The organism is Amycolatopsis pretoriensis, from assembly GCF_900107925.1.
GTDB lineage: Bacteria > Actinomycetota > Actinomycetes > Mycobacteriales > Pseudonocardiaceae > Amycolatopsis > Amycolatopsis pretoriensis.
The window spans coordinates 102071-123392 of record NZ_FNUJ01000008.1; the positions used below are offsets into that span (position 1 = coordinate 102071).

The following is a 21322-nucleotide window of genomic DNA, read 5'->3' on the forward strand; positions in this document are numbered from 1 at the left end:
GCTACTTCCCCTCGATGATCGAACCGGCCCGCGCGCGAGCCCAGCGCTCGGCGGCGAGAACGTCCTCGACGTCGCGCGGTTCGCGACGCCACTCGTCGGCGGCTCCCACCACCTCGGAAACAGTGTCCACTATCGACGTGAAGCCGGTGTTCTGCGCCAGGAACGCCGCGACGAGCTCCTCGTTCGCGGCGTTGTACACGGCGGGCAGGCAGCCGCCCACGGTGCCGCAGTGGCGGGCCAGCTCGACCGACGGGAACGCGTCGTTGTCCAGCGGCTCGAACGTCCAGGTCGCGGCCTTGTCCCAGGTGCAGGCGGCAGCGGCATCGGGCACGCGGTCGGGCCAGTGCAGCGCGAGCGCGATCGGCAGCCGCATGTCGGGCGGGCTGGCCTGGGCGATCGTCGAGCCGTCGGTGAAGGTCACCATCGAGTGCACGATCGACTGCGGGTGCACGGTGACGTCGATCTTCTCGGGCGCGATGTCGAACAGCAGCGCCGCTTCGATCAGCTCCAGGCCCTTGTTGACCAGGGTCGAGGAGTTGATCGTGATCAGCGGGCCCATCGACCAGGTCGGGTGCGCCATCGCCTGCTCGACGGTGACGTCCGCGAGCTCGGCGCGCTTACGGCCGCGGAACGGGCCACCGGAAGCGGTGAGGACGAGCCGGGCGACCTCGTTCTCCTTCCCGGCCCGCAGCGCCTGCGCGATGGCGGAGTGCTCGGAGTCGACGGGGACGAGCTGCCCGGGCTTCGCGGCGGCGAGCACGAGCGGCCCGCCGGCGATGAGGGACTCCTTGTTCGCGAGCGCGAGGGTGGCGCCGGTGGCGAGCGCCTTGAGCGTCGGCTCGAGGCCGCGGGAGCCGGGCAGGGCGTTGAGGACGGTGTCGACCTTCACCGCGTCGATCAGTTCGGTGACGGCGTCGGAGCCTGCGAAGAGCCGCGGGAGCTTGAACTCGCCCTGCGCGTAGCCGCGCTTCTGCGCCTCGGCGTACAGCGCGAGCTGCACGTCTTCGGCGGCGGTGGCCTTGGTGACGGCGACCGCTTCGACACCGTGGGCGAGCGCTTGGGCGGCGAGCGCGGCCGGGTCGGCACCGCCCGCCGCGATGCCGGCCACCCGGAAGAGGTGCGGGTTGCGCGCGGCGACGTCCAGGGCCTGCACGCCGATGGACCCGGTGGAGCCGAGCACGAGAACGCTTCGCGAGGTAGTCATCGCGGGTCATTGTCGCGCGGGACGTCTCGGCGGCGCACCCGGAGGTTGCCCTGGGCGACGGGCCGGTCCGGGGCCCGCCCGAGTGGCCGGGTTCCCAGCGCTGCCGGGCGGCGGCCCGCCCGCGCCGCTTGGGGCCTCGCACGAGTGGCCGGGCACCACCCGGGGCGGGTTCGCGGCGCTGCCGAGTGCCCGGCGCCACGGCGGCTCCCCCGGTGCCGGGGCCGGGTCCGCCGCCCGAGCCCGTCGCACCGGCAGACCGGGCCGGCGTGCGCGGTGTTCTCGCGGCGGTCCGGGGCCCGCGCGAGTGGCCGGCACCACGCGGGGCGTCTCCGCGGCGCCCCCGGAGGTGTGGGATCATCGGCGCGTCCGTGGTTCATGGGTCTTGAGGAGTTCATCGTGGCAGGCAAGGCGGTCGAGAAGCGGCGTCCCGAGGTCGACCCGCGCGACGAGCCGTCGGCGGCCTGGGGCTGGCACGGCTCGTTCCCGAAGGCCACCCGGATCGCCGGCTGGGTCAGCGCGGTCATCCTCATCGTGATGATCAAGGGCAACCACGAGAACAACACCGAGAACGTGTGGCTGGTCGGCCTGGCGCTGTTCCTGGTCCTGCTGCTCGTGCTCGACATCCGCAAGCAGCGCACGGCCTGGCGCAAGTAGTTCGTCATTCGCTAACGTCCCCGGCATGAAGCTGCGCTGGGGTCTGGCTCTCGTCGGTGTTCTGGGTGCCCTGCTGGTGCCCGCCGTTCCCGCTTCGGCTGCCTCTTCGCCGGTGGTCCGGTGCACGTTCACCCCGACGCCCTCGAACCCGGCGGCGCGTCCGGTGGTGCGTCCGCTGCCGTTCGCGCTGACCCGCGGGACGGTCGACGTGACGTTCCGCTTCAACTACGGGCCGGTCACCGTGCGGCTGAACCGCGCCGGAGCGGCCCCGTGCGCGGTCCACAACATGGTTTCGCTGATCCTGCAGCGGTTCTACGACCGTTCGCAGTGCTGGCGGCTTTCGAACTCTTCCCGGCTCGGCGTGCTCCAGTGCGGAGACATCTACGAGGTCGAAAAGGGCGGGCCGGGGTACAAGTTCCCCGACGAGGTCACCGGCGCGGAGACGTACCCGCGCGGGACCGTCGCGATGGGGAACCAGGGGCCGGGGACCAACGGGTCCGAGTTCTTCATCGTGCACTCGTTCGCGAACATCCCGGCGAACTACTCGGTGCTGGGCCGCGTGGTGCGGGGCATGGAGGCGCTCGACCACATGGTGGCCGACGGGATCATCCCGACCGACCCGAACGGGCCGTTGGACGGGGCGCCGGCCCACCCGGTGAAGATCCAGCGCGCGTCCGTCGGCTGGCAATAACCGGCCGACCTGCTCCTTTTCGTCGCCTCACGACGGACGCTACCTGCCCCAACGCCCGAAACGTCACCCCAACGAGTGAATGCTCTCCGCGCCCGATTACATTGAGCCAGCTGTGAGCAGCCTGTGAGGGGGACTCGATGATCACACACGACCAATACCTCGCCACGCGAAGATTCGGTGCTCTCGACGGGGTCCGGGCCATCGCCGCCGTGCTCGTCGTCGTCTTCCACTACGGGGGACCGAACTGGGTGCGCGCCAACGGCTGGATCGGCGTGCACCTCTTCTTCGTCCTCTCCGGGTTCCTCATCACCACCCTCGCCCTGCGCGAAGAGGACCGCAACGGCCGCGTCTCGCTGGCCGAGTTCTACATCCGGCGGGCGTTCCGGATCCTGCCCGTCTACTACGTCGTCATCGGCGTGGTCGTCGTCTTCGCCTACTTCCGGGGCATGGGGCTGCGCCACAGCGGCATCGTCGCCGCGCTGCCGTGGAACCTCACCTTCCTCGGCGAGTACCACCAGATGACCCTGTTCGGCCAGGCCTGGACACTCGGCGTCGAGCAGAAGTTCTACCTCGTCTGGCCGCTGCTCGCGTTCGGCGTCGGCGCGCTCGGCTTCGTCAAGCGGCTGAGCCTCTCGCTCGGGCTCGTCGCCCTCATGCTCGCGCTGATCCCGTTCATGCCCTACGCCGGCGCGTACTCGCCGATCCTCATCGGCTGCACGCTGGCGATCGTGCTGCACCACCGCAAGGGCTTCGCCGCGCTGCGGGTGTTCACGCACCCCGTCGCCGGCCTCGTGGTCGCCGCCGCGCTGGTGGCAGTCCAGACCATGTTCGGCGAGATCGCCGAGTTCCTGAGCGACGAGGGCGGCTCGATCACCGGCACCCTCTACATCGTGCTCGCGGCGCTGCTGGTGCCGTCGCTGGTCGCCGGCGGCGGTCCACTGGCCTGGGTGCTGTCGCGGCGGCCGATGCGCTTCATCGGGGAGCGCTCGTACTCGCTGTACCTCATGCAGGGCGTCGTCGCGGTGGCGCTCGCGGGCGCGATCCCGCAGTTCGCCCCGCACCGGACGCTGACCGCGGTCGCCGTGACGATCGTCGGGCTGCTCGCCGCCGACCTGCTCTACCGCTGGGTCGAGGTCCCGATGATCGACGTCGGCCGCCGCATCATCACCCGCCGCCGCGCGAAGAAGACCGAGGCGCCGGCGGCGGAGGTCGCCGAACCCGCGCTCGTCACGGCCTGACGGCAGCCAGCGCGGTCAGCGCGTCCTCGATGATCGCCACCAGCAGCGCGCTGGGGCAGGGCTCGGCCAGAGCCAGGGCCAGTGCCTCAGTCAGGGGACACGCCGCCGCGGGTGCGGGGAAGGCGGGCCGGCCTCGGCCGGCAGTTCGCCGAGCGCATTCCCACGAACCATCTCTGCCCCCGACGTGAGAAACCGGGTGCCGCGCAGATGCGGCACCCGGCTTCGGAAACCACCCTCAGCGTTCGCTCGCCGGCGACACCAATTCACTCGGTCCCGTGCCCGACTCCCCGGCCACCGCGGCCAGCTCCTCGCCCACCGACTCGCGGTCCTTCGAGCGCGCGTCCTTCGTCAGCAACGACGCCACCGCGCCGATCAGGCACACCGCGATCGCGAAGCCGAACGCCACCGCCAGGCCCGACTGGAACGGCCCCGAAATCAAGTTCGGGAAGAAGCTGCGTCCGGTCAGGAACGACGCCTGGTCCGGCGGCAGCGACGCGAGCTGGCCGCCCAGGAGCTGCTGGATCGGGTTGTACCCGAGGAACGCCGCGAACAGCACCGCCACCGCCGGGAGGTTCGCCACCTGGGCCGCCGCCGTCTCGGGGACGCCGTGGGCCACCAGGCCATCGTGCATCGTCGACGGGAGGCTGCTCGACAGGCCCGAGATGATCAGGCTGAAGAAGAAGCCGATCGACAGGACCATCGCCGCGTTCTGGAACGTCGTCATCATGCCCGCGCCGGAGCCGCGCGCGTCCGCCGGGAGGCTGTTCATCACCTCGGCGCGGTTGGGCGAGGAGAACATGCCCATGCCGATGCCGTTGATCAGCAAGATCGCCGCGAACGCCCAGTAGTCGAAGTTCACCGGCAGGATGATCAGCAGCAGGAACGTGATCGCCGTGATCAGCAGGCCGGTGGAGGCCAGCAGGCGGCTGCCGATGCGGTCGGCGAGGATGCCCGACGTCGGCGCGGCCACCAGGAACCCGACCGTCATCGGGAGCATGTAGATGCCCGCCCACAACGGCGTCTGCTCGAACGTGTAGCCGTGCTGCGGCAGCCAGATGCCCTGCAGCCAGATGATCAGGATGAACTGCAGGCCACCGCGGCCGAGCGACGCCGTCAGGTTGGCGACGTTGCCCCAGGTGAACGACCGGATCTTGAACAGCGAAAGCCGGAACAGCGGGTTGTCGACCTTGGTCTCGATGATCACGAACGCGACCAGCACGGCGACGCCGCCGATCAGGCAGGACAGGACCATTGGGCTGGTCCAGCCGGTCTGCGACGTGCCGTAGGGCTGGATGCCGTAGGTGATGCCGACCAGCACCGCGATCAGGCCGACGGCGAAGGTGATGTTGCCCCACCAGTCCATCCGCGCGTGCTTGCGGACGCCGGTGTCGTGCAGCTTGAGGTACGCCCAGATCGTGCCGATCACGCCGAAGGGCACCGACACCAGGAAGATCAGGTTCCAGTCGACCGGGGCGAGCACGCCGCCGACGACCAGGCCGAGGAACGAGCCCGCGATGGCCGCGACGCCGTTCATGCCGAGCGCGAGGCCGCGCTGGTTGGCCGGGAAGGCGTCGGTGAGGATGGCCGAGGAGTTCGCCATCAGGAACGCGCCGCCGACGCCCTGCACGATCCGCCAGCCGATCAGCCACAGCGCGGCGGCGTCGCCGTCGAACCAGGTGATGGCCAGCATGATGGAAGAAACGGTGAAGACGGCGAAGCCGAGGTTGTACATCCTCGCGCGGCCGTACATGTCCCCGAGCCTGCCGAAGCTCACCACCAGCACCGCGGTGACCACGAGGAAGCCCATGATCATCCACAGCAGGTAGCTCGTGTTGGCCGGCTCCAGGGGGTTGATGCCGATGCCCTTGAAGATGTCGGGCAGCGCGATCAGCACGATCGAGGAGTTGATCGTGGCGATCAGCATGCCCAGCGTCGTGTTGGACAGCGCGATCCACTTGTACCGCGGCCCCAGTTCCGCGATCGAATACGTCCGGCGTTGCGCCACTGTGCAACCTCTCTGCTCGCAAAGTCCCTTAGCTAGGCTAAGCAAGTTGCTTGCGTATGGCAACCAAGTCCGCGAATCCCCTGCGAGAGCATGATCACACTCGCTTGACTGTCCTTTGTGGAGTCTTTACCCGGCCGCGTGTGCGATGAACGACTCGTTCATGGCGTCGGACGACCTGAACGAGTCGTTCATGGCATGACCGGCTCGCGGCGGCCCGGGTTGCCGAGGCGAAGCTCGAGTGTCTTGAATGAGTCATTCAGGACCGCCGAAGACCTGAATGACTCATTCAGGACGAGTAGCGAGCCAGTCGCCGGCGACAGATGGCTCGGCTGCGCGACCTTGCCGGGGCTGTGGACAACTCAGTCGCACCGGCCCGGAATTGTCGGCGCTCGCCGGTAACGTCGAAACCGGGGGTCCCCCGCACGCGCGGGCGCGAAAGCCGGGGAGCGCGAGGCCGGCGGGAACGAAAGCCGGAGTCACCGCACCAGCCGTCCCAGCACCGCGACCCCCTCGGCGATCTCCGTCCCCGTCCGCGCCGCGTACCCCAGCACCAGCCCCGGCGGCCCCGGGACCTGGCGGTGCCACGACAACGGCTGGACCTTCACCCCCTCCGCCAGCGCCGCGGCCGCCAAAGCGATGTCGTCGACGTCGGAGGAGAACGTGATCGTCAGGTGGAGTCCCGCCGCCGCGCCGTGGACGACCGCTGAGGGCAACGACGAAGAAACCGCGCGGATCATCGCGTCCCGGCGACGGCGGTGCCGGCCGCGGACCACCCGCAGCTGCCGCTCCAGCTCGCCCGTCTCCATCAACCGCGCCAGCACCAGCTGGGCCAGCACCGGGTTGCCCAGGTCCGCGAACCGCTTCGCCGCGACCAAGTCGTCGAAAAACCGAGGCGGCGCCAGCAGCCATCCCACCCGCAACGCCGGCGCCAGCAGCTTCGACACGCTGCCCGTGTACAACACCTCCGGGACCATCGACCGGACCGCGGGCACCGGCGCGCGGTCGTAGCGGTGCTCGGCGTCGTAGTCGTCCTCCACGACGATGCCGCCCTCGGCCACCCAGCGCATCAGCTCGCGACGGCGCTCGCCGCCCAGGACCACGCCCATCGGGAACTGGTGCGCCGGCGTCAGCAGCACGGCCGGAGCCCTCAACTCGGAAACGCGCAGGCCGTCCTCGTCCACCGGGACCGGCGGGGTCGCCAGGTCGCAGTGGTGCAGGTGCTGCCGCGCGCCCAGGGAGCTCGGGTCCTCCACCGCGATCTCGGTGAGGCCGTGCTGCCGCAGCACCTCCCCCACCAGCGTCAACGCCTGCGCGACCCCGGCCACCACGATGATCTCGCCGGGGTCGACGCGGATGCCGCGGCTGCGCGCCAGCCAGTGCGACACCGCCAGCCGCATCGCCGGCGCGCCGCGCGGGTCGCCGTAGCCGAAGTGGGCCGGCTCCAGCTCGTCGAGGACCGCGCGCTCGGCCCGCAGCCACGCCGCGCGCGGGAACGCCGTCAGGTCCGGCACGCCCGGCGTGAGGTCGATCCGGGCCGGCGTCGCGCGGACCGCGTCGAAGACCTCGACCCCCGGCAGCGGCGTGATCACCTCGGACGGCGGCGTGACCCGCACGGGGTCGGGGGCCACCACCGGCGCGGCCACCACCACCGTGCCCGCCCGGCCGCGGCCCGCGGCGTGCCCGTCGTCGATCAGCCGCTGGTAGGCCTCGGTGACCACGCCCCGCGACACGCGCAGCTCGGCCGCCAGCACCCGCGACGCGGGCAGCCGGCCGCCGACCGGGAGCCGGCCGTCCGCGACGGCGGCGCGCAGCTGCCCGGCGAGCCAGTCCGCGAGGCCGCCCGGCGGCGCCTCACGGACGTCGAGCTGGAGGAAGTCCGACCCTATGGACCCCTCCGGACGCGGGGTTTTGGCTCTGCCCATCGAGCCATTGTCGCAGCACGCTGGACGCATGGACACCAAATACGTGCACGGGTACGCCGCCCCCGAGGCCCGCCGCCTCGGCGACCAGGCCGACACCCTCGCCGAGCTGCTGCACGCCGGGACGGCCTACCCCGCCGGGAGCCGCGTGCTGGAAGTCGGCTGCGGCGTCGGCGCCCAGACCGTCCACCTCGTGGCCCACAGCCCGGACGCGCACCTGACCGCCGTCGACGTCTCCGAGGAGTCCCTTGATCAAGCGAGACAACGAATACCGGGCGTCGACTTCCGGCGAGCCGACCTCTTCGACCTCGACGGCGAGTGGGACCACCTGTTCGTCTGCTTCGTGCTGGAACACCTCCCGGATCCCGGGAAAGCGTTGGCGCACCTGAAAACCCTGCTGCGACCGGGCGGCACGATCACCGTCGTCGAGGGCGACCACGGCTCGGCTTTCTTCCACCCGCGCAGCGAACACGCGCAGGCCGCGATCGACTGCCTCGTGCGCCTGCAGGCCGACGCGGGTGGCGACGGGCTCATCGGGCGGCGGCTGTACCCCCTCCTCGCCGAAGCCGGTTTCGCCGGAACGGAAGTCGAGCCGAGAACCGTCTACGCGGACGCGTCGAAGCCCGGTCTCGTCACCGGTTTCACCCGCGACACCTTCACCGCGATGGTCGAAGGCGTCGGCGAAACCGCCGTCGCGAAGGGGCTCATCGACGACGCCGGCTGGGCACGCGGGATCCGCGACCTTTACCGCACCACCAGGGAATACGGGACCTTCCATTACACGTTCTTCAAAGCAACAGCACATCGCACTCCGGGAGGAGCGTCATGATCATCGCCGTTCTCGCCGCCGTTGTCCTGCTCGCCTGGGCGCTCGACCACGCGTACCGCCGCCGTCCGTACCCGCGCAACCGGCTGGCCGGCAGCACCGACGTCTTCGACCGCGACGTCCAGCGCCTCGAAGGCGACCTCGTCGCCGACGAGCGCCACTACTCCGGTTCCGCCAGCCGGTCCCGGGCCCGTTTCGCGCCGGGCACGCACTCCCCGGCGTAACAAGCGAGGGCGCGTTCCCAGTGTTCGCGCGCCGCTTTCGGGTCTCCGAGTCCACTGTGGACGTCACCGAGCCCGCAGTGGGCCCGCCCCTGTTCGGGACGGCAGCCCGTTTCCTTCGCCACGGCAAGGGCTTCGCGGTGGTACCCAAGCGCATCCGTAGTCGCGCCCCGCGCCGAAGCCAGCGCGCCGAGACTGTTGAGCACCCGGGACTCCACGCCCCGGTCGCCGCATTCGCGGGCCAGGCCCAGTGCCTCTTCGAGGTGCTGGGCCGCTTCGTCGTGCCGCCCCTGGGCCAGCCGCACGTCGCCGAGGTGCTTCAGCGCGACGCTGCGGTTGGTCGGGCTGCCGGTCTCCTGCGCGATCTCCAGCGCGCGTTCGAGGTGCGCCGCGGCTTCGGGGTACCGGCCGCGGGCGTGCTCGACGTCGCCGAGGATGCCGAGCGCGTAGCCCTCGCTGACCCACACGCCCATGGCGCGGAAGTGCTCCAGCCCCTCCTCCAGCGCCCGCGCGGCTTCGTCGTACCGGCCCAGCGCCGACAGCGCGTCGCCCGTGTTGACCAGCGCGTAGCCCTCGCTGGTGCGGTCGGCGGTGTCGCGGGCGAGCGACCGCGCTTCTTCGAGGTAGCCGATCGCCTCGCCGTACCGGCCGATGCCGCGGCACGAGCAGCCGAGCACGACCAGCACCAGGCCTTCGCTCGTGCGGTCGCCGTTCTTGCGGGCCAGTGACAGCGCTTCGGTCGAGTACGTGATCGCCTCGGTGAACCGGCCGAGCGCGCGGCAGACCAGGCCGAGCGTGTTGAGGACGTGGATTTCGGTGCGCCGGTCGCCGGTTTCGCGGACCAGGGCGAGCGCCTCTTCGAGGTACCGCCGGGCTTCCCGGGACCGGCCGACGCGCCAGTGACCCAGCCCGATCAACGTCAGTGGCTCGGCTTCGGCCACCGGGTCGCCGGCGTCGTGGGCCAGCGCCGACGCGTGCGTGTGCAGCACCAGCGATTCCTCGTGGTAGCCGCCGACGTCCAGGTAGTGCCAGAGGATCCCGGACAGCAGCCGCAGGTGGTCGGCCCAGCCGTGCCGCGTCGCGTGGGCGGCGACGGCCAGCAGGTTGCGGCGCTCGGCCTCCAGCCACGCGGGCGCGTCGAGCACCTTGACGTCGGGGTCGGGCACGTGCGGACGCAGGTGCCGTTCCTGCGGGAGGACGGCGTCCATGGCCTGCGCGGACGACCGGACGTAGAAGTCGAACAGCCGCTCCTGCGCGTCGTGGCTTTCGGCTTGGTCCTCTTCGGCGAGCTCGGCGGCGTAGACGCGCAGCAGGTCGTGCAGCTGGACGCGGTCGTCGCCGGTCTCCTGCGCGAGGTGCGCGCGGACCAGCACGGCGATCAGGCGCTCGGCCTCCGGCAGGGGGACGCCGGCGAGCGCGGCGATCGCGGCCGGCGTCAGGTCTCGGCCCGGGTGCAGGCCGCAGAGCCGGAACACGCGCGCCGCGTCGGGCGCCAGGTGCCGGTAGGACCACGAGAAGACGGCCCGGACCGCGGTCAGCGGATCGCCACCGCCGTCCAGGAGGTCGAGCCGGCGGCGTTCGTCGGCCAGCTCGCCGGTGAGGGCGGCGAGCCGCTCCCCCGGCCGGCTCAGCGCCAGTTCCGCCACCAGCCGCAGGGCCAGCGGCAGCCGGGCCGAGTACCCGATCAGGGCCTCGGCCGCGTCCGGCTCGGCGTCGACGCGCGCGCCGAGGAGCGTCCGCAGCAGGTCGAGGGCTTCGGCGTCGGTCAGCAGGTCGACGAGGACGCGGCGGGCGCCGTGCCGCGCGACCAGCCCGGGCAGCGCGTCGCGGCTGGTCACCAGCACCAGGCACGACGGCGAGCCGGGCAGCAGCGGGCGGACCTGCCCGACCGAGCCGGCGTTGTCCAGCAGCACCAGCATCCGGCGGCCGGTGAGCGCGGTGCGGAACTTGGCCGCGCGCTCCTGGAGTTCGGCGGGGATGTCCGCGCCGTCGACGCCGAGGGCGCGCAGGAAGCCCGACAGCGCGTCGCCCGGCTCGACCGGCCGGACCGTGCCGTAGCCGTGCAGGTCGAGGTAGAGCTGGCCGTCCGGGAACTCTTCCCGTGACCGCTGGGCCCAGTGCACGGCGAGGGCGGTCTTGCCGACCCCGCCGGTGCCCGACAGGACGGCGATGCGCGCGCCCGTACCGTCACCGGCCGCGAGGGCGTCCAGCTCGGCCAGCTGCTCGGTCCGGCCGCGGAAGCCGGCGACGTCGGCAGGCAGCTGGGCGGGCACGCGGGAGGGCGGGAGCGGGAAGTCCTGCCGCAGTACTTGGCGTTGGGCCGCGCGCAGCTCGGGGCCGGGTTCGATGCCCAGCTCCGCGTCCAGGCGCCGCCGGACCTCCGCGAACACCGAGAGCGCGGCCGCCTGCCGGCCGGACGCGGCCAGCGCCAGCATCAGCCGGGCGTGCGCGGACTCGTTGAGCGGTTCCTCGGCGGTCAGCGCGCGCAGCTGCACCGCCGCGTCCTCGGGGTCGGCGGCCTCGGCGTACGCCATGACCGCCTTCGCGCGCTTCATCGCCAACGCGAGGCGGAGGGGGTGCTGCCGGAGGCGGCCGACGTCGGCGAGCGCGGGGCCGCGCCAGAGTTCGAGGGCTTCGCGGTGGGCGCCGGCTTTCAGGAGCGCTTCGAAGCGCAGGAGGTCGAGGTCGTCCTCACCGGCGGTCAGCCGGTAGCCGCCCTTGTCCGTGGCGATCGGGTCGGCGGGCCGCAGCGCCCGCCGCAGCCGCGCCACGTAGGTGTGGAGCAGGTCCAGGCAGGACGGCGGCGGCTCGTCCCAGATGACGTCGACGAGGTCCTCGCGCCGGACCGTCCGGTTCGGCTGCAGGGCCAGCATCGCGAGCAGCAGGCGCTGCTTCTCGGCGCCGATCTCGACCTCGGAGTTCCCGCGCCGCACGGTGAGCGGGCCCAGGACGCCGATCTCGACGGGCTCCGGCGGTGCTTCCGCAAGCGCTTCCCGCAGCCGGCGTTCGGTCTCCGGGCGGGGCCGCCGGACGCTGCCGAGCTCGGCGTTGCGCACCGCGCGCTGGCTCAGTCCGGCGCGTTCGGCCAGCTGGGCCTGGGTGAGGCCGGCGAGCACGCGCCGTCCCCGCAGCCACCCGGCGAACGGCAGGGCTTCGTCCACAGGCGTCCTCTCCCCGCGTGCCCCCGCAGCGGAACGTACCTCTCCAGCATTCCGATCGTGCCCCTCCGGATGTACCACCGAACGGCGAAGATAACCGTTTTCGCAGGTACCGAGGGTGACGACGGGCGGGCAGGCCGGTACAGCCGTTCGTCCACCACGGTTTCCTAGGCTTTGCGGGTCCGGTGGTGGCGAGGGGTTCGGAGCAGCCGTCGCGTGGGGTACGACGGCTGCACCCGAGCCTTCAGACGTCGAAGCGCTCGAGGAGGGCGCGCACAGCGGCTGGGTCCTCGACGTGGGCGTTGTGCCCGAGGCCGGCGAGCGTGACCGCGTCCGGGTCCAGCGCGCGCAGCTGGTCGGGACGGCTCATCGGGTCGTTCTCGCCCGCGGCCAGCACGACCGGGCACCGCGCCGCGGCGAGCAGCGCCGGCATGTCCGGCGCGCCGACGCCGAACGCGGCCGGGTCCATCGCGAGGCGCCAACCTCCCTCGGTCTCGCGAAGCCCGGCCGGGTCCGCGGGCGCGATGCCGAGCAGCCCGGACACCTTCAGGTAGGCCTGGTCGGCCTCGGGCTGCGTCTCGAACACCCGGGGCGGGCGCGCCGCGAAGGTCGCCGCGCGGCCCAGGTCGTCCTGCGTCCACTCGACCTTCACCCCGAGCGCGAGCACGCCCGCGACCTCGACGTCGTACTTCCCGGAGGCCAGCTCCAAGGCCAGCACCCCGCCGAGGGAATGGCCGGCGACGACGTAGGGGCCCTTGCCCGGCAGCGCCCGCGCGACGGCCGCGGTGAACGTCTCGAAGCTGTAGTGCGGCAGCGGGGCGGACAGGCCGTGGCCGGGCAGGTCCGGCACCAGCACGCGCCGGGCGAGCGGCGGGGCGAAGTGGTTCCACACGGCGCCGGTCGCGCCCAGGCCGTGCAGGAGGAGGACGGCGGGTTCGCCCTCGCCGCCGGTGCGCATGTTGAGCGTGTCCATCCGCGCAGCCTCCCAAATTGTCGGTGGGCGCGGCTAGGGTCGGGCGCGTGGCGATCACCGATCCGGACACCTACGTGCGGGGTGTCCCGTACGACGAGCTGGCGCGGCTGCGGCGCGCCGGCCCGGTGGTGCGCGTCGACGACTTCTGGGCCGTGCTCGGCCACGCGGAAGTGCGGCGCGTCCTGCGCGACCCCGGGGTGTTCTCGTCGCAGCTGGGCGGGACGCAGATCCGCGACGCCGCCGATCTCGCCTACGTGCGCCGGATGATGCTCAACATGGACCCGCCGGAGCACGGCCGGCTGCGCGGGCTGCTCACGAAGGCGTTCACCCCGCGCGCCATCGCGAAGCTGACTTCGCAGATCGAGAGCCGGGCGCGGGACCTCGTCGCGAGTGTCGCTTCGCAGGGCTCGTGCGACTTCGCCGTCCTGGCGGCCGATCTGCCGCTGCAGACGCTGGCCGCGGTGTTCGGCGTGCCGGAACAGGACCGGCGGCTGATGTACGACTGGAGCAACCGCGTCATCGGCTACCAGGACGCCGAGTACGCGATCAGCTCCACGGTTTCCTTGTCCGAGGTGAGCGAGCTGGCGCGGGCCGCGCTGGCGGTGCGTCCGTCGCCGGGGCCGGACGGGTCGATGCCGGACCCGCGGACGCGCGCGGGCATGCCGGATCTCTACGCGTACGCGAACGCCCTCGGCGAGTACAAGCGCTCGCACCCGGGCGACGACGTCATGAGCAACCTGATGCGGCACGTCGGCGACGACGGCGGCCGCGTCTCGCTCGCCGAGTTCGAGAACCTCTTCTGGCTGTTTTCCGTGGCGGGCAACGAAACCCTGCGCAACGGGCTGCCCGGCGGGATGCTGGCGCTGCTCTCGCACCCCGCGGAGTACCGGCGGCTGCTGGCCGACCGGTCACTGCTGCCGTCGGCGGTCGAGGAGATGCTCCGGTGGTGGACGCCGGTCATGCACTTCCGGCGTACCGCGGTTTCGAACGTCCGAATGTCCGATGTGGACATTCGCGCCGGGGACAAGGTCGTGGTGTGGTTCTCTTCGGCCAACCGGGACCCCGCGGTGTTCGACGACCCGGACACCTTCGACGTCGGCCGGACGCCGAACGACCACCTGACCTTCGGCCACGGACCGCATTTCTGCCTCGGCGCCCACCTGGCGCGGGTGCAGCTGCGGGCGATGTTCGACGCGGTGCTCGACCTGCTCGGGCCCGTCTCCCTGGCGGGCGAGCCGGTCCGGCTGCGGTCGAACTTCCAGAACGGCCTGAAGTCGCTGCCGATCCGGTGGGGCCGCTGATGGAGATCCGCGAGATGCGCGCGTTCGTGGCGGTCGTCGAGGCGGGCGCGCTGTCGAAGGCGGCGCGGCAGCTGCACGTGAGCCAGCCGGCGCTGTCGCAGACGATCACCGCGCTCGAACGCCGGCTCGGCGTCCAGCTGCTGGTCCGCACCAGCACCGGCGTCCGGGCGACCGACGCCGGGACGACGTTGCTCGGCGAAGCGCGCGCGGTCCTGGCCCGCCACGAGCAGGCGCTGGCCGCGCTGGCCCGGCACACGACGACCGGCGTGCTGCGCGTCGGGATCCCCCTGGAACTGCCGCCGGAGCTGCTGCCGTCGGCGCTCGCACGGCTGGCCGAGGCGTACCCGGAAACGCGGGTGCAGGCCCGGCACCTGTCGTCGGTGGCGCAGGTGGCCGCGCTGCGGGCGGGCGAACTGGACGTCGGGCTGGTGCGCGAGCGCCCGCCCGGGCCCGACCTGGACGCGGTGCTGGTGGTGGCCGAGGACGTCGGCGTGCTGCTCGCCGCGGAGCTCGCGGAGAAGCTGGGTTCGCCGGTCCGGCTGGAGGACCTGGCCGGGCTGGAGTGGTTCGCGTTCGCCCGCGCGGGCAGCCCGGCGTGGTACGACGAGCTGGCGGCGATCCTGCGCAGCCACGGCCTCGACGTCGGGCCGGAGGTGCCCGAGGAGCAGCGGCTGATCGTCGAGCTGAAGATCCCGGCGGTCAGTTCGGGCGGGGCCTACGCCTTCGCGCCGCCGGAGTGGCCGTACCCGATGCCGGACACCGTGCGCTGGGTGCCACTGGCCGGCCGCCCGATCGTGCGGCGGACGTGGGCGGTGTGGCCGGCGGCGTCGCACCGGCGTGACCTGGCTTCGTTCGTCGCCGCCTTGGAGGCCCATCGGCAGGACTGATCGCGGGCATAAGGAGCGCCGAAGGCCTTTGCGGAAGCCGTTTCCGGTCGTCGCGCTTGTATCCGGGGAAGAGCATCGGATACGAGGAGTCGAGTGATGAGTGCGGAACTGTCCGGGTCGACGGCACTGGTGACGGGCGGAACGAGCGGGATCGGCCGGGCGACGGCGATCGCGCTGGCGGGTCTCGGCGCGCACGTCGTGCTGTCCGGCCGTGACGCGGCACGCGGCGAGGAGGTCGTCGCGCGGATCCGGGCTTCGGGCGGGAAGGCGGACTTCGTCGCGGCCGACCTGACGGACGCGGCGTCGGCGCGTGCGCTGGCCGACCGGGCGCGGGAGCTGGGCGGGCAGGTGGACGTGCTGGTGAACAACGCGGGCATCTTCCCGACCGGACCCACTTCGTCCCTGTCCGAGGCGGACTTCGACCGCGTGTACGACATCAACGTCAAGGTGCCGTACTTCCTGGTGGCGGCGCTGGCCCCGGCAATGGCCGAGCGCGGCCGCGGCGCGATCGTCAACGTGTCCACGATGGTCGCGGCGCGGGGCATGGCGGGGATGGCGCTGTACGGCTCGTCGAAGGCGGCGGTGGAGCTGATGACGAAGGCGTGGGCGGCGGAGTTCGGGCCGTCGGGAGTCCGGGTGAACGCGGTCAGCCCGGGCCCGACGCGCACTGAGGGCACGGCGGTGTTCGGCGAGGGCCTGGACGAGCTGGCTTCGGCCGGCCCGGCCGGGCGAACGGCAGCGCCGGAGGAGATCGCGTCGGCGATCGCGTTCCTGGTGACGGAGGGATCGAGCTTCGTGCAGGGCGCGGTGCTCCCGGTGGACGGCGGCCGGCTGGCGGTGTGAGCCCACGCTCGACTAGGGGAAATCCAAGATCGGGCAGCGGCGGCAAGCGTGTAACAGGGAGCTGTTGATCCCCGACTCCTGCGAGTACACCCGACGGAAAGGGGGCATCACGTGGGCCTCATCCGCAAGTCCCTGATGATCAGCACGGGCGGACTCGTGCGCGGCAGCAGCAAGAAGCAGCGTGTTGCCAAGAAGTCCCTGCGCGAGCTGCAGACGCAGACGAGGCTCCAGCGGCAGGCGTTCACCCAGCAGGCCGAGGCCCCCGCGCCCGCGCAGCCGCCCGCACCGGCCGGGCCACCCGCCGGCTGGTACCCGTCGCCCAGTCAGCAGGGCGCGACGCAGTGGTGGGACGGCACGCGATGGACCGAGCACTTCAAGCCGACGGACTGAAGCGGACATGAGTCGCTTCAGGAGGGCGTCACCTCAGAAAGGTGACGCCCTCCCGGGGACGCTCGTCCACCGTCAGCGAGAACACGTCCGGCCGCGCGTAGTGCCCTGACACGTCCAGGCTCTTGCGCGCCGCCACGATCTGCTCCAGGTCGATCTCCGCCTTGAGCACACCCTCGGCGTCGCGCAACGGGCCGGCGAGGACGTCACCCAACGGGCCGACGATCACGCTCCCGCCGCGGAACGGGTCGTCTCCCGAAGACTCGTACGGGCAGGCCGACACCACGAAGCACCGGCCCTCGTCGGCGATGTGGCGCATCGACGCCTGCCAGACGTCGCGGTCGTCCGCCGTCGGGGCGCACCAGATCTCCACGCCCTTCGCGTACATCGCCGCGCGGAACAGCGGCATGTGGTTCTCCCAGCAGATCGCCGCGCCCGCCAAGCCCGCCGCCGTCGGGATCGCCGGGAGCGTCGACCCGTCGCCGCGGCCCCAGACCAGCCGCTCTCGTTCCGTCGGGACCAGCTTGCGGTGCTTCGCCACCAAGCCCAGGTGCGGGTCGAGGAACACCGCCGTGCTGTACAGCGTCGAGCCGTCGCGCTCGATGACGCCGACGACCAGCGAAGCCCCGGTCCGTGCCGCGAGGCCGGCCAGCTCGGTGATCTCGGGGCCCGGCACCTCTACCGCCGCATGGAAGTACTCCGGGAACGGCACCCGGCCCGGGTACCCGCCGAGCACGGCTTCGGGCAGCACCACCAGCGAGGCGCCGCGGAGTTCGTCCTCGAACTCCAGGATCCGCGCGACCGGAACGCCCGTCCCGACCTGCAGCGCCGCGACGACCGTCACGAGCGGGCCGCCGGCTCACGCCGAGGCGGCCATGGCACTACTGCGGACACCCGGCGCTGGTAGTCGGCATATTCCGGGTACCGGCCCAGCGTGATGCTCTCGGTGAACTTCGTCGACCCGACGAACAGCAGCGTCAGCAGGAGCGCGCCCACGACCGTCCACTGCGGACCGGCGGCGACGATCCCGAACACCGCGATCACCCACCACTGCGCCTGCTCGAAGAAGAAGTTCGGGTGCCGCGAGTAGCCGAAGAGCCCTGTCTGGCAGAAGCGCGTCGACGCCCGGCCCGCGTGCTTCTCGCGGTGGAACACCCACTGCTGCTGGTCGGCGACCGTCTCCCCGATCAGGAACGCAGCGAAGACCACCGCGACCACGACGTCCCAGACGCCGAACGAGCCCTGGTTCTCCAGGGCGGCGTACGCGGGCAGCGTGATCAGCAGCAGGATCGCGTTCTGGTACAGCGAGATGAAGAAGAAGTTGAACACCTGGAACTGCCACGGCGCCATCCGCTCGCGCAACACCGCCCACCGGTAGTCCTCGCCGCCGCGGGCGTAACCACCCTTCCGGGCGAAGTTGAACGTCAGCCGGATCCCCCACAGGGTCACCAGCGCGAACATCACGTCGAGCCGCGCGTCGGCGAACCCGGCGGCGCCCGCGAAGATCGCCAGGTACACGACCGGGACGATCGACCAGATCCGGTCGACCCAGGAATACTCCCTGGTCAGCACCGACATCAGCCACGTGCCGAGCGTCACCCCGGCGAAGACGTACAGGCACACCCGCAGCGCGTCCATCCCCTCACAATAGGACCTAGGATCGAGCGCATGAACCTGCCGCTGCGGGACCGGAAGATCGACGTCTTCTTCGCGGTGCTGTTCTCGGCCTTCACGGTGACGTCGCTGATCAGCGACCTGCTGCCGACCGTCGGCGTCGACTTCTCCAAACCTTCCGGCAACTTCTTCGTCAACTCGAACTACTGGTACGCCCACGACGCCGACCCGCTGTTCATGCACCCGCCGGACTGGATGCGGATCGTCACCGGGCTCTCGGCGTTCGTCTACATGCCGTTCTACGTCGTACTCGTCTTCGCGCTGCTGACCGGCCGCAACTGGATCCAGCTGCCGTCGGTGATCTACGCGACGATGATCGTCACGCTGACCGGGATCGTCGTGTTCGGCGTCGAGTTCTTCGGCGACCCCGCCTTCCGCACCGGCAACCCCGCGAAGTTCCTCGCCTTCAACCTGCCCTACGTCCTGGTGCCGCTCCTACTGCTCGTCCGGATGCGCAAGCCACTGCCGTTCACCCGCCCGTTCTGACCGGAGGCGCCGTGCCGTACTCGTTCCTCAGCCACCTCGACTGCTCCCGGACCGGCGACCGCCTGGACGCCGACGTCGTCCAGGGCCTCTCGCCGGCGGGCGCGCCGCTGCTCGCGCGGTACGACCTCGACGGCGTCCGCGAAGCCGTGACGCCGAAGGAGATCGCCGGCCGCGAGCCGACGCTGTGGCGCTACCACGAGGTGCTGCCGGTGCGCTCGCCCGAGCACGTCGTCAGCCTCGGCGAGGGCATGACGCCGCTGCTGCGCCTGCCGCGCTACGGCCGTGAGCTGGGGCTTTCGCGGCTGTGGATGAAGGACGAGGGCTTGGTCCCGACCGGCACGTTCAAGGCGCGCGGCGCCGCGGTCGGCGTCTCGCGGGCGGCCGAGCTGGGCGTGGGCGGGATCGCGATGCCGACCAACGGCAACGCGGGCGCGGCGTGGGCGTTGTACGCGGCCCGCGCGGGCCTGACGAGCCTCATCGCGATGCCCGACGACGCGCCGGCGATCACCATGCGGGAGTGCGTCGCCGCCGGCGCCGAGCTGTACCGCGTGGACGGTCTGATCGGTGACGCGGGGAAGCTTATCGCTTCGGCGGTTTCCCGTCGTGAGGGTGTCCAGGACGTCTCGACGTTGAAGGAGCCGTACCGCATCGAGGGCAAGAAGACGATGGGGTACGAGATCGCCGAGCAGTTCGGCTGGCGGCTGCCCGACGTCATCCTCTACCCCACCGGCGGCGGGGTCGGGATCATCGGGATCCACAAGGCGCTGCTGGAAATGCGGGAGCTGGGCTGGATTTCCGGGCCGCTGCCGCGATTGGTCGCCGTGCAGGCGACCGGGTGCGCGCCGATCGTTTCGGCGTTCGATCGGGGTGCCCGCGAGAGCGAGCCGTTCCCGGACGCCCGGACGGTCGCCTTCGGCATCACCGTGCCCAAGGCCCTGGGCGACTTCCTCGTGCTGGACGCGGTGTACGCGACCGGCGGGACCGCGGTCGCCGTCACCGACGAGGAACTGCTTGCGGCGCAACGGGACCTGACCACCTTCGAGGGCACGTTCGTCTGCCCGGAAGGTGGGGCGTGCTTCGCCGCGTTGCGGCACCTGCGCGAGTCGGGCTGGCTGGGCGGCGACGAAGATGTCGTGGTGCTGAACACCGGCGCCGGGATCAAGTACCCGGAGACGGTGCCCCTCGACGTCCCGCTGCTCGCGAAGGACGGCGTGATTCCTTAAAGGACCGAGCCTTAAAGGACCGAGCGGACCGTTTCGGGGTCGCGGGCGACGACGGTGGTGCCGTCGTCGGCCGTGATGATCGGGCGCTGGATCAGCTTGGGGTGTTCGCTGAGCGCCTCGATCCACTTCGGCCGGTCTTCGGGCGTCCGGCCCCACGTTTTGAGGCCGAGTTCCTTCGCGACCGGTTCGGCGGTGCGCGTGATGTCCCACGGTTCGAGGCCGAGGCGGTCGAGCACGGCTTCGAGTTCCGCCGCGGTCGGCGGGTCCTCGAGGTAGCGGCGCACGGTGTACTGCGCGCCGGCTTCGTCCAACAGCGACACGGCGGACCGGCACTTCGAGCACGCCGGGTTGACCCAGATCTCCACGGGCCGCAGCCTACCGCCTGGTTTTGGAGCACGTGTTCTGTTACGGTCGCGGCATGCCCCGCCCCCGTGTGCACGACCTCGACGCGCTGCTCGACGTCGCCGAGCGGCTCGTCGCCTCCTCGACGGACGTCACCGTGCGTGGCCTCGCCGCGGCGGCGAACGTCCCGAACGGGACGATCTACCACGCGTTCGGGTCGCTGAACGCCTTGCTGGCGCGGGTCTGGTTGCGCGCGGCGACCGAGTTCCTCAACCTGCAGACGTCGATGGTGGACACGGCTTCCTCGCCGGTGGAGGCCGTCGTCGCCGCGGCGGACACGCCCGCGGTGTTCGCGTCCCGCCGGCCGGACGGGGCGCGGATGCTGCTGAAGGTCCGCGGTGACCGGCTCTTCGGGCCCGACCTGCCCGACGAACTGGCGGAAGCCCTGCACGCGGTGGACAAACGCCTGGTCGCGCTGCTCGTGCGGCTGGCGCGTCAGGTGTGGGACCGCGGCGACGGCCTGGCCGTCGAGGTGATCACGACGTGCGTCGTCGACCTGCCGACCGCGTTCTTCCGGCGCGACATCACCGACCCCCTGGTGCGGGAGAGGCTGGCCGCCGCGGTGCGGGCCGTGCTGACCGTGCCCCCACGAGAAAAGGACCGATCTTGACCGTTCTGCACTTGGGCGACGACGAAAACCGCTTCTCACCGGACTGGCTGCAGCGCGTCCACTCCACTTTGGACACGGTGGAGGACGTGCTGGTGACCACCGGCGGCGGCAAGTTCTACTCGAACGGCTTGGACCTGGAGTGGCTGACGGCGAACGGCGACAAGGCCTCGGAGTACGTCGCGGACGTGCAGGAGCTGTTCGCGCGGGTGCTGACGCTGCCGGTCCCGACGGTGGCGGCGATCACCGGCCACGCGTTCGGCGCGGGCGCGATGCTGGCGATGGCGCACGACTTCCGCGTGATGCGCGAGGATCGCGGGTACTTCTGCTTCCCGGAAGCGGACATCAACATCCCGTTCACGCCGGGGATGGCGGCGCTGATCCAGGGGAAGCTGACGCCCGCGTCGGCGATCGCGTCGATGACGACCGGACGGCGGTTCGGCGGGGCGGAGGCTTTGCCGTTCGGCTTGGTGGACGAAATCGCGGCCGAAGGTGAGGTCGTGAAGGTGGCTTCGTCGCGGGTCGAGGCACTGGCGGGCAAGGACCGCGGCACGCTGGGGGCGATCAAGGCGACGATGTTCGCCCCCGCAGTGGCAGCGTTGCGGACGCCTGCGTAGGCCTCC

General features: G+C 71.6%; 21 protein-coding genes. 13 read left to right on the forward strand and 8 right to left on the reverse strand.

Going from position 1 to position 21322, the window contains the following annotated elements; all coding sequences use genetic code 11:
* Nucleotide 1: 1 nt before the first annotated feature.
* On the reverse strand, nucleotides 2-1204 hold the full coding sequence (gene dxr, locus BLV96_RS33905; RefSeq protein ID WP_091389880.1) for a 1-deoxy-D-xylulose-5-phosphate reductoisomerase: 1203 nt from the start codon (nucleotides 1202-1204) through the stop codon (nucleotides 2-4).
* 396 nt (nucleotides 1205-1600) lie between these two features.
* Here dxr and BLV96_RS33910 point away from each other — a divergent pair, with 396 nt between their 5' ends.
* From BLV96_RS33910 to BLV96_RS33920, 3 genes are all read left to right on the forward strand, one after another.
* Nucleotides 1601-1858, forward strand: coding sequence for a DUF2631 domain-containing protein (locus BLV96_RS33910; RefSeq protein WP_091389979.1), 258 nt, complete (start codon nucleotides 1601-1603; stop codon nucleotides 1856-1858).
* Between the two features lie 25 nt (nucleotides 1859-1883).
* Nucleotides 1884-2549 (forward strand): peptidylprolyl isomerase, encoded by a 666-nt coding sequence (locus BLV96_RS33915; RefSeq protein ID WP_091389883.1) that lies wholly within the window; start codon nucleotides 1884-1886, stop codon nucleotides 2547-2549.
* A gap of 137 nt (nucleotides 2550-2686) precedes the next feature.
* Nucleotides 2687-3787 (forward strand): acyltransferase family protein, encoded by a 1101-nt coding sequence (locus tag BLV96_RS33920; protein ID WP_091389886.1) that lies wholly within the window; start codon nucleotides 2687-2689, stop codon nucleotides 3785-3787.
* A gap of 235 nt (nucleotides 3788-4022) precedes the next feature.
* Here BLV96_RS33920 and BLV96_RS33925 read toward each other — a convergent pair whose 3' ends face one another.
* Both BLV96_RS33925 and pdxR read right to left on the reverse strand, forming a co-directional pair.
* Nucleotides 4023-5792 (reverse strand): MFS transporter, encoded by a 1770-nt coding sequence (locus tag BLV96_RS33925; protein WP_091389890.1) that lies wholly within the window; start codon nucleotides 5790-5792, stop codon nucleotides 4023-4025.
* A gap of 476 nt (nucleotides 5793-6268) precedes the next feature.
* Nucleotides 6269-7714 (reverse strand): MocR-like pyridoxine biosynthesis transcription factor PdxR, encoded by a 1446-nt coding sequence (gene pdxR, locus BLV96_RS33930; RefSeq protein ID WP_091389893.1) that lies wholly within the window; start codon nucleotides 7712-7714, stop codon nucleotides 6269-6271.
* 28 nt (nucleotides 7715-7742) lie between these two features.
* Here pdxR and BLV96_RS33935 point away from each other — a divergent pair, with 28 nt between their 5' ends.
* Nucleotides 7743-8540 (forward strand): L-histidine N(alpha)-methyltransferase, encoded by a 798-nt coding sequence (locus BLV96_RS33935; RefSeq protein WP_091389896.1) that lies wholly within the window; start codon nucleotides 7743-7745, stop codon nucleotides 8538-8540.
* Nucleotides 8537-8761, forward strand: a complete 225-nt coding sequence (locus tag BLV96_RS33940) for a hypothetical protein (protein ID WP_091389899.1) — start codon at nucleotides 8537-8539, stop codon at nucleotides 8759-8761. The genes BLV96_RS33935 and BLV96_RS33940 overlap by 4 nt, the downstream gene beginning before the upstream one ends.
* On the opposite strand, the gene BLV96_RS33945 is transcribed toward BLV96_RS33940, so the two are convergent.
* The gene (locus BLV96_RS33945) at nucleotides 8698-11919 is read right to left on the reverse strand and encodes a tetratricopeptide repeat protein (RefSeq protein WP_091389902.1); all 3222 of its coding nucleotides are present in this window, start codon (nucleotides 11917-11919) and stop codon (nucleotides 8698-8700) included. The two genes, BLV96_RS33940 and BLV96_RS33945, sit on opposite strands and share 64 nt — an antisense overlap.
* 241 nt (nucleotides 11920-12160) lie before the next feature.
* Nucleotides 12161-12889, reverse strand: a complete 729-nt coding sequence (locus tag BLV96_RS33950) for an alpha/beta fold hydrolase (RefSeq protein ID WP_091389905.1) — start codon at nucleotides 12887-12889, stop codon at nucleotides 12161-12163.
* A 47-nt stretch (nucleotides 12890-12936) separates the two neighbouring features.
* Here BLV96_RS33950 and BLV96_RS33955 point away from each other — a divergent pair, with 47 nt between their 5' ends.
* The 4 genes from BLV96_RS33955 to BLV96_RS33970 all read left to right on the forward strand — a co-directional run bounded on the left by BLV96_RS33955 (nucleotide 12937) and on the right by BLV96_RS33970 (nucleotide 16310).
* On the forward strand, nucleotides 12937-14190 hold the full coding sequence (locus BLV96_RS33955) for a cytochrome P450 (RefSeq protein WP_091389907.1): 1254 nt from the start codon (nucleotides 12937-12939) through the stop codon (nucleotides 14188-14190).
* A complete protein-coding gene (locus BLV96_RS33960; protein ID WP_244180687.1) occupies nucleotides 14190-15077 on the forward strand; it encodes a LysR family transcriptional regulator in 888 nt (295 codons plus the stop codon). The genes BLV96_RS33955 and BLV96_RS33960 overlap by 1 nt, the downstream gene beginning before the upstream one ends.
* Before the next feature lie 96 nt (nucleotides 15078-15173).
* Nucleotides 15174-15920: an SDR family NAD(P)-dependent oxidoreductase gene (locus BLV96_RS33965; RefSeq protein WP_091389913.1), complete on the forward strand. Its 747-nt coding sequence runs from the start codon at nucleotides 15174-15176 to the stop codon at nucleotides 15918-15920.
* Nucleotides 15921-16031: 111 nt separating this feature from the next.
* Nucleotides 16032-16310, forward strand: coding sequence for a DUF2510 domain-containing protein (locus BLV96_RS33970; RefSeq protein WP_091389915.1), 279 nt, complete (start codon nucleotides 16032-16034; stop codon nucleotides 16308-16310).
* A 28-nt stretch (nucleotides 16311-16338) separates the two neighbouring features.
* Here the strand turns inward: BLV96_RS33970 and BLV96_RS33975 are convergent, their stop codons facing one another.
* Entirely contained in the window at nucleotides 16339-17151 is an 813-nt protein-coding gene (locus tag BLV96_RS33975; protein ID WP_091389918.1) for a carbon-nitrogen hydrolase family protein, read from the reverse strand.
* Complete coding sequence (locus BLV96_RS33980; protein ID WP_091389921.1) at nucleotides 17148-17945, reverse strand: DUF1295 domain-containing protein; 798 nt, start codon at nucleotides 17943-17945, stop codon at nucleotides 17148-17150. The genes BLV96_RS33975 and BLV96_RS33980 overlap by 4 nt, the downstream gene beginning before the upstream one ends.
* 30 nt (nucleotides 17946-17975) lie before the next feature.
* Here BLV96_RS33980 and BLV96_RS33985 point away from each other — a divergent pair, with 30 nt between their 5' ends.
* Nucleotides 17976-18467, forward strand: coding sequence for an EXPERA domain-containing protein (locus BLV96_RS33985; RefSeq protein WP_086670877.1), 492 nt, complete (start codon nucleotides 17976-17978; stop codon nucleotides 18465-18467).
* 11 nt (nucleotides 18468-18478) lie between these two features.
* Entirely contained in the window at nucleotides 18479-19690 is a 1212-nt protein-coding gene (locus BLV96_RS33990; RefSeq protein WP_086670876.1) for a threonine synthase, read from the forward strand.
* An 11-nt stretch (nucleotides 19691-19701) separates the two neighbouring features.
* Here BLV96_RS33990 and BLV96_RS33995 read toward each other — a convergent pair whose 3' ends face one another.
* The gene (locus BLV96_RS33995) at nucleotides 19702-20055 is read right to left on the reverse strand and encodes an arsenate reductase family protein (RefSeq protein ID WP_086670873.1); all 354 of its coding nucleotides are present in this window, start codon (nucleotides 20053-20055) and stop codon (nucleotides 19702-19704) included.
* Between the two features lie 53 nt (nucleotides 20056-20108).
* Between BLV96_RS33995 and BLV96_RS34000 the strand changes: the two genes are divergently transcribed.
* The gene (locus BLV96_RS34000) at nucleotides 20109-20702 is read left to right on the forward strand and encodes a TetR/AcrR family transcriptional regulator (protein WP_167379827.1); all 594 of its coding nucleotides are present in this window, start codon (nucleotides 20109-20111) and stop codon (nucleotides 20700-20702) included.
* Nucleotides 20699-21316, forward strand: a complete 618-nt coding sequence (locus BLV96_RS34005) for an enoyl-CoA hydratase/isomerase family protein (RefSeq protein ID WP_244180688.1) — start codon at nucleotides 20699-20701, stop codon at nucleotides 21314-21316. The genes BLV96_RS34000 and BLV96_RS34005 overlap by 4 nt, the downstream gene beginning before the upstream one ends.
* The last annotated feature ends 6 nt before the right edge of the window (nucleotides 21317-21322 follow it).

Excerpts from the sequence above, each read along its gene's own strand:
- dxr (WP_091389880.1), bottom strand. The coding sequence starts at position 1,204 with ATGACTACCTCGCGAAGCGTTCTCGTGCTCGGCTCCACCGGGTCCATC.
- BLV96_RS33915 (WP_091389883.1), top strand. The coding sequence starts at position 1,884 with ATGAAGCTGCGCTGGGGTCTGGCTCTCGTCGGTGTTCTGGGTGCCCTG.
- BLV96_RS33920 (WP_091389886.1), top strand. The coding sequence starts at position 2,687 with ATGATCACACACGACCAATACCTCGCCACGCGAAGATTCGGTGCTCTC.
- pdxR (WP_091389893.1), bottom strand. The coding sequence starts at position 7,714 with ATGGGCAGAGCCAAAACCCCGCGTCCGGAGGGGTCCATAGGGTCGGAC.
- BLV96_RS33935 (WP_091389896.1), top strand. The coding sequence starts at position 7,743 with ATGGACACCAAATACGTGCACGGGTACGCCGCCCCCGAGGCCCGCCGC.
- BLV96_RS33940 (WP_091389899.1), top strand. The coding sequence starts at position 8,537 with ATGATCATCGCCGTTCTCGCCGCCGTTGTCCTGCTCGCCTGGGCGCTC.
- BLV96_RS33950 (WP_091389905.1), bottom strand. The coding sequence starts at position 12,889 with ATGGACACGCTCAACATGCGCACCGGCGGCGAGGGCGAACCCGCCGTC.
- BLV96_RS33960 (WP_244180687.1), top strand. The coding sequence starts at position 14,190 with ATGGAGATCCGCGAGATGCGCGCGTTCGTGGCGGTCGTCGAGGCGGGC.
- BLV96_RS33965 (WP_091389913.1), top strand. The coding sequence starts at position 15,174 with ATGAGTGCGGAACTGTCCGGGTCGACGGCACTGGTGACGGGCGGAACG.
- BLV96_RS33980 (WP_091389921.1), bottom strand. The coding sequence starts at position 17,945 with ATGGACGCGCTGCGGGTGTGCCTGTACGTCTTCGCCGGGGTGACGCTC.
- BLV96_RS33985 (WP_086670877.1), top strand. The coding sequence starts at position 17,976 with ATGAACCTGCCGCTGCGGGACCGGAAGATCGACGTCTTCTTCGCGGTG.
- BLV96_RS34000 (WP_167379827.1), top strand. The coding sequence starts at position 20,109 with ATGCCCCGCCCCCGTGTGCACGACCTCGACGCGCTGCTCGACGTCGCC.